Below are 6,595 nucleotides of genomic sequence, written 5' to 3'. Positions count from 1 at the left end.
GGGGGGGGGGGGGGGGGGGGGGGGGGGGGGGGGGGGGGGGGGGGGGGGGGGGGGGGGGGGGGGGGGGGGGGGGGGGGTGGGGGGGGGGGGGGGGGGGGGGGGGGGGGGGGGGGGGGGGGTTTTTTTGGGGGGCGGGGGGTGCGGCGCCGCCCCCCCCCCCCGGCCCCTCTCCCGCGATGCGGGAGAGGGGAGACAACAATCTGTACTTGAGGAATTGCCCGATCCCACGGTCTTGCTCCCCCCTGCCGCTTGACCGGTAGCTTGCCCGACCCCACGGTCTTGCTCCCCCTACCGCTTGACCGGTGCTTGCCCGATCCCACGGTCTTGCTCCCCTCTCCCGCTTGCGGGAGAGGGGTTGGGGGTGAGGGCCAGCCGTCGAGCCGCGACGTGTTCACGCCGCAGCCCCCTAGACTACCCCCGCCGCCGCGTCACAAATCCCGCCAAGCCAATCCCCAGCAGCAGCACCGCGCTCCACGGCGCGAATGCGCCGCCGCCGCCGTCACCGCCGCTGTCGGCGGCCGACGACCCGGTCGATCCGGGGGCTGCGCCGGCGGTGGCCGGGTTCGGTGCCGCCGCCAGTGCCTGGTCGGCGTCGAGCAGGCCGGCGCCGCACTTGCCCGTGTTGCCGCTCGCCGTGCAATAGGTGCCGGCCGGATGCGGTCGAGCCGTGGCCTTGAGCACCTGCGTGACCTGCGCCGGCGACAGCGCCGGGTTGAGCGACAGCATCAGCGACACCACGCCCGATACCATCGGCGCGGCAAAGCTGGTGCCCTGCGAGCCGACGATGCCGTAGGTGGTGGGGCTGGCGGCGCCCGCGTTGGTCAGCGTGCGGATGAATGACTGGCCGCCCGTGCAGCCGGTGGCCACGTTGTTGTTGACGATGACCTTCGAGTTGCCGCAGCCGCCGCCCGGCGCGCTCAGCGCCACCTGCGGGCCCACGTTGGCAAAGCTGGCGTTCTCGCCGTCGTTGGCGTGGGCCGTTACGGCGATCACGCCTGAGCAGTCGGCCGGGGCCTCGACCGCGCCGGCCGAGTTGCCGGCCGCGGCCACGACGATCACGCCCGCCGCGTTCAGGTCGTTGACGGCCTGCTGCTCGATGGTCGAGCAGGTGCCGCCGCCCAGGCTGACGTTGACCACGCGCGCTGGCGTGGCGTTGTTCGGCACGCCCGGCACGGCCAGGCCGCCGGCCCAGCGCATGCCTTCGACGGTGTCCGACAGCAGCGCGCCGCAGCGGCCCGATACGCGCACCGGCTGGATCCGCGCGCTCCAGTCGACGCCGGCGATGCCCGACACGTTGTTGGTCGCCGCGCCCAGCACGCTCGCCACGCGCGTGCCATGCCAGGTGCTGTTGGTGGCGCCGCTGCCGTCGGGGCAGGTCGTGCCGGCCGGCACGTAGTCGCCCGGATCGGTCGGATCGCTGTCGCGGCCGTCGCCATCGGCTGAAACCGTGGTCGTCGAGATGAAGTCGTAGCCGGCCACAAGCCGGGGCGCCAGGTCAGGGTGCGGCAGGTAGCCCGTGTCGACCACGGCGATCACGATGCCGGTGCTGCCGCGCGAGCGGTCCCACGCGCGCGGCAGGTTGGCGCCGCCGACCACGGTGGCGGGCGCATTCATATAGACCTGGTTGGCAAATTCAGTGTCGTTGGGCACCGTGTCGTGCAGCCGCAGCCAGCGGTCGGGCACGGCGTCGGCCACGCGCGGGTCGTCGCGCAGCCGTTTTGCCACGGCGTCGGGCGTCTCGCCGCGGCTGTCCTTGACCGTGACGAGGTCCATGGTGCCGGCCATCGGCCGCTTGACCGACAGCGACAGGCCCGTGTTCGACGCCACCCGCTTCATGCGCGTGGCGCTGGCGTCGGTATCGAGCGACTGGCCGCCGTCGCGCCAGCGCACGATGTAGTTGCCGGTGTAGACCGGCGCCGGGCGCGCGGTGGGCGTGGTGTCCGCCTGCGCGGCGGGGGCCAGGCTCAGCAACGAGCCGACGACGGCCAGCAGCGCGGGCAGCCGGGACCGGTGGCGGGGATTCATCTGGGGGCGCGGCATCTCTGCTCCTGTGGAGTTCTGGTGATGCGGTTGCTACGGCGAACGGTGAATCGGACTTCGTCTGGGCGATCTTTCGGCGCTCAATGTCTCGGGTTGGTGCCTCCGGTCAGGTCAGCCCGCCGTCTACGGCTTGGGCATGTCCCGGCTGACCGGGCGGTCGCGATGGGGCCGCAGCAGGCGGTCCGGCGTGGCTGAGGTCACGCGCGGCGCGGCCTGCAGCGTTGCCACGGCCTGGTCCAGCGTCACGTCGGCCGATGCCGTGATGGCGGTGACCAGCCACGTGCCGCCCGACATCGGCCGCTTGACCACGTAGCGCACCGGACCGGGGATGGCGGCCAGCAGCTTGCCGGCATCCTCGGACACCGTCACCTCGGGCGGCGCGAACTGGACGAGGATGTCGCCGATGGCGCGGTCGTCGGTGATGCTGCCGCGCGGCGGCGCGAACGATTTCGACTCCGACGCGCAGCCGGACACCGCGCTCAGCGCGGTCAGCGTCACCGCGGCCAGCACAGTGGCGGCGGCGCGGCGCACGCCCGGGTGCAGCGGCTGCAGGCGGCGCAGGCAGTGGGGGCGGGGCAATGGCAGCTTGCCATGTGTCATCGGTTTCAAACTCCTGTTTCCGGATCGCCGTGGCATGGCGTCAGCCCGCCGCGCGGCGCGGCTTGCGGCCGCCGCCGTCGCGCGGCGCATTGGCGGCCTGGGCCGCCGTGCGGGCGCCGTGGGCCAGCCCCTGGGCCAGCATCTCCTCGGCATGTTGCATGGTTGTGGCAGTCACCGTGGCGCCGCCGAGCATCCGCGCCGTCTCGCTGACGCGGCCCTCGGCGTCGAGCACGCGGATGCGGGACCGCGTCACGGCGCCCGACTTGTCGGCCTTGCTTTCCTTGCTGACCAGCAGGTGCGTGCCGGCCTGCGCGGCCACCTGGGGCAGGTGGGTCACGCACAGCACCTGGCGCGACCGGCCCAGTTCCTGCAGCCGGCGGCCCACCACCTCGGCCACCGCGCCGCCGATACCGGTATCGACCTCGTCGAAGATCAGCGTCGGCGTGGGCGCGGCCTCGCTGGTGATCACCGAGATCGCCAGGCTGATCCGCGCCAGTTCGCCGCCGGACGCCACGCGCGCCAGCGGGCGCGGGCTCACGCCGGCATGGCCGGCCACGAGGAAATCCACCTGTTCGAGCCCGTGGCTCTGGCCTTCGTCCAGCGGGTGCAGCGCCACGGCGAACGCCCCGCCGGCCATCGACAGGCCCTGCATGGCGTCGGTCACGGCGGCCGACAGCGCGTCGGCGGCCACCTTGCGCGCGGCCGACAGGTGCTGGGCCAGCGTCAGGTAGGCGGCGCGCGACGCGGCCTCGCGGGCCAGCACCTTGTTGATGTCCTGCGCGGCCTGCAGGTCGTCGAGCTGCTGCCGGCGTGCCAGCAGTTCGTCGGCCAGCTGCTCGGGCGGCAGGCGGTACTTGCGCGCCGTGGCGTGCAGCGCCTGCATCCGTTCCTCCACGGCCTGCAGCCGCTCGGGATCAAGTTCGAGCCGGTCGACGTAGCGGTTCAGCGAATGCGCGGCTTCCTCGACCTGCACCAGCGCCGGTTCCAGCGCCGCCAGCACGTCGCGCAGCGCCGGGTCGACATCGGCCAGTTGCTGCAGCCGGTGCACCACGCCGTTCAGCACCGACGCCACGGCGCCGTCGGCCTCGGACAGCGCGTCCAGCGCGGCGCGGCTGCCGTCGATCAGGCCGGCGGCATGCGACAGCCGGTTGTATTCGGACTGGATCTCGTCCCACTCGCCCGGCTGCGGGGCCAGCTTGTCGAGTTCGCCCACCTGCCATTCCAGCCGCTCGCGTTCGAGCTGCATCTCGCGCGACTGGTGCTCCACGGCCTCGCGCTGCTTGACGCAGGCCCGCCACGCGCGCCACGCCTCGGCCACGGCGCCGGCCTGCTCGGTCAGCCCGGCGTGGGCGTCGAACAGCTGGCGCTGGGCGTCCGGGCGCAGCAGTTGCTGGTGCGCGTGCTGGCCGTGGATGTCGACGAGCTGGTCGCCCACCTCGCGCAACTGGGCCAGCGTGGCGGCGGCGCCGTTGATGAACGCCTTGCTGCGGCCCGACGCGTCGACGGTCCGGCGCAGCAGCACGGTGTCGTCGTCGCCGGCCAGTTCGCGGTCGGCCAGCCAGGCGTCGAGCGCGGCATGGGTGTGGAACGTGGCGCTGATGCCGGCCCGGGCCGCGCCTTCACGGACCACGCCGGCATCGGCGCGCTCGCCCAGCACCAGGGCCAGCGCATCGATCAGGATCGACTTGCCCGCGCCGGTCTCGCCGGTGAAGACGGTGAAGCCGCCGGTGAAGTCGAGGTCGAGCGTATCGACGATGACGAAATCGCGGATGGACAGGCTGCGCAGCATCTTGGACCGGGGCGTCAGGCGGAGGGGTTGGATACGGGCGGCTCAGAGCCGGTTGTCTTCGGTGGGGTACTCGTGCCAGTGCAGCTTCTTGCGCAGCGTGGCGTAGTAGTTGTAGCCCACCGGGTGCAGCAGGTTGACGGTCTTGGCCGAGCGGCGCACCACGATGCGGTCGCCCGGCAGCAGCGACGCCAGCGACTGCATGTCGAAGTTGACGCTGACATCGCGCGCGCTGGCCACCTCGATCGTCACCTCCGCGTCGTGCGGCAGCACGATCGGGCGGTTGGACAGCGCGTGCGGGGCAATCGGCACCAGCACCAGGCCGGACAGCGTGGGATGCAGGATCGGTCCGCCCGCGGCCAGCGCGTAGGCGGTGGAGCCGGTGGGCGTGGAGACGATCAGGCCGTCGGACCGCTGGTTGTACATGAAGTAGCCGTCCACCGAGACGGCCAGTTCGACCATGCCCGAGATGCCGGACCGGTTGACGACCACGTCGTTGAACGCCAACGCCGAGAAAATTACCCCATCGTCGCGGATCACGCGCGATTCCAGCAGCATGCGGGTCTCGGCCTCGTAGCGGCCGGCCAGCATCTCGGGCAGCGTGCGGGTGACGTCTTCGAGCGGGATGTCGGTCATGAAGCCCAGCCGGCCGTGGTTCACGCCGATCACCGGCACGTCGTGGCCGGCAAGCTGGCGGGCCAGGCCCAGCAGCGTGCCGTCGCCGCCCAGCACCACGGCCACGTCGGCCTCGCGGCCGATTTCCTCGGGCGTCAGCACCGGGTAGCCGGTCAGGCCGGTGGCCGCGGCGGTCTCGCGCTCGAACACCACGTCCTGGCCGTTGCGGGAGATGCAGGACGCCAGTTCCTCCAGCGGGCCTTCGATACCGGCGGTCGAATGCCTGCCCACCAGGGCGACGGTCTTGAACGGCGCGCGCGTGGCGCTGGGCTTGGAGGGGGCAGACATGGCGGGATTAGACCATACCGGCATGACCATTGCCAGCATCGGCAGGATCGGTGCGGCCGGCGCCCGAACGGGCCAGTTTTGATTAAAATCCGATGCATCATGGACGAACGTTCGAAAACCCTTCTCAAGACCCTGATCGAGCGGTACATCGCCGAAGGGCAGCCGGTGGGCTCGCGGACCCTGTCGAAGTACTCGGGTCTGGACCTGTCGCCGGCGACCATTCGCAATGTGATGTCCGACCTCGAGGAGATGGGGTTCATCGCCAGCCCGCACACGTCGGCGGGCCGCATCCCCACGCCGCGCGGCTACCGGCTGTTCGTCGACACGATGCTGACGGCGCGGCCGCTGGAGGGCCAGACCGGGCTCAGCGCCGAGCTGGCCGGGCTCAAGGACCAGATCCAGGGCCAGATGGCCAGCCAGCAACTGGGGCCGCAGCGGATGATCACGGCGGCGGCGCACACGCTGTCGAACCTGTCGCGGTTCGCGGGCGTGGTGATGACGCCACGGCGCGCGCAGGCGTTCCGGCAGGTGGAATTCATGCGGTTGTCGGACAAGCGCATCCTGCTGATCATCGTGAGCCCCGAGGGCGACGTCCAGAACCGCATCATCCAGACCGAGCTGTCCTACACGCCGGCCCAGTTGATCGAGGCGGCCAACTTCTTCAACACGCACTACGCGGGCATGAGCTTCGACGCGGTGCGCGACCACCTGCGCGGCGAGCTGCAGGCGCTGCGGCGCGACATGTCGTCGCTGATGCAGGCCGCCGTGGAAGCCGGCAGCAGCGCCATGGCCGAGGACAACACCGAGCAGGTGTTCATCTCGGGCGAGCGGCGGCTGCTGGAGGTGGAAGACCTGTCGTCCAGCATGGACAAGCTGCGCCGGCTGTTCGACGTCTTCGAGCACAAGACCAGCCTGCTGCAACTGCTGGACGTGTCCAGCCACGCGCAGGGCGTGCAGATCTTCATCGGCGGCGAAAGCCAGCTCGTGCCGCTGGAGGACATGGCCGTGATCACGGCGCCGTACGAGGTGGATGGGCAGATCGTCGGCACGCTCGGCGTGATCGGCCCCACGCGCATGGCCTACGAACGGGTGATCCCGATCGTGGACATCACGGCCCGGCTGCTGTCCAGCGCCCTGAGCCAGAACTCCTGACGCGCCGCCAGGGTCTGTACCCTGCGAGGCGGCGCCTCGCGGCCGCCCGCGTGC

Annotated in this window: 5 protein-coding genes; 1 reads left to right on the top strand and 4 read right to left on the bottom strand. The window is 71.8% G+C overall.

The window, feature by feature from the left end:
- Positions 1-411: 411 nt before the first annotated feature.
- The 4 genes from mprA to QTN24_RS16160 all read right to left on the bottom strand — a co-directional run bounded on the left by mprA (position 412) and on the right by QTN24_RS16160 (position 5,389).
- Complete coding sequence (mprA, locus tag QTN24_RS16175) at positions 412-2,040, bottom strand: MprA protease, GlyGly-CTERM protein-sorting domain-containing form (protein ID WP_313838214.1); 1,629 nt, start codon at positions 2,038-2,040, stop codon at positions 412-414.
- A gap of 123 nt (positions 2,041-2,163) precedes the next feature.
- Positions 2,164-2,640, bottom strand: coding sequence for a hypothetical protein (locus tag QTN24_RS16170; RefSeq protein WP_313838213.1), 477 nt, complete (start codon positions 2,638-2,640; stop codon positions 2,164-2,166).
- Positions 2,641-2,680: 40 nt separating this feature from the next.
- Complete coding sequence (recN, locus tag QTN24_RS16165) at positions 2,681-4,429, bottom strand: DNA repair protein RecN (RefSeq protein ID WP_313838212.1); 1,749 nt, start codon at positions 4,427-4,429, stop codon at positions 2,681-2,683.
- A 42-nt stretch (positions 4,430-4,471) separates the two neighbouring features.
- Positions 4,472-5,389: an NAD kinase gene (locus QTN24_RS16160; RefSeq protein ID WP_124684803.1), complete on the bottom strand. Its 918-nt coding sequence runs from the start codon at positions 5,387-5,389 to the stop codon at positions 4,472-4,474.
- Positions 5,390-5,488: 99 nt separating this feature from the next.
- Between QTN24_RS16160 and hrcA the strand changes: the two genes are divergently transcribed.
- Positions 5,489-6,541 (top strand): heat-inducible transcriptional repressor HrcA, encoded by a 1,053-nt coding sequence (hrcA, locus tag QTN24_RS16155; RefSeq protein WP_124684802.1) that lies wholly within the window; start codon positions 5,489-5,491, stop codon positions 6,539-6,541.
- Positions 6,542-6,595 lie beyond the last annotated feature (54 nt).

The organism is Cupriavidus sp. SZY C1 (assembly GCF_032190535.1).
GTDB lineage: Bacteria > Pseudomonadota > Gammaproteobacteria > Burkholderiales > Burkholderiaceae > Cupriavidus > Cupriavidus pauculus_C.
The sequence above is the reverse complement of the archived record's forward strand: the minus strand, read 5'-3'. Positions and strand labels throughout refer to the sequence as shown.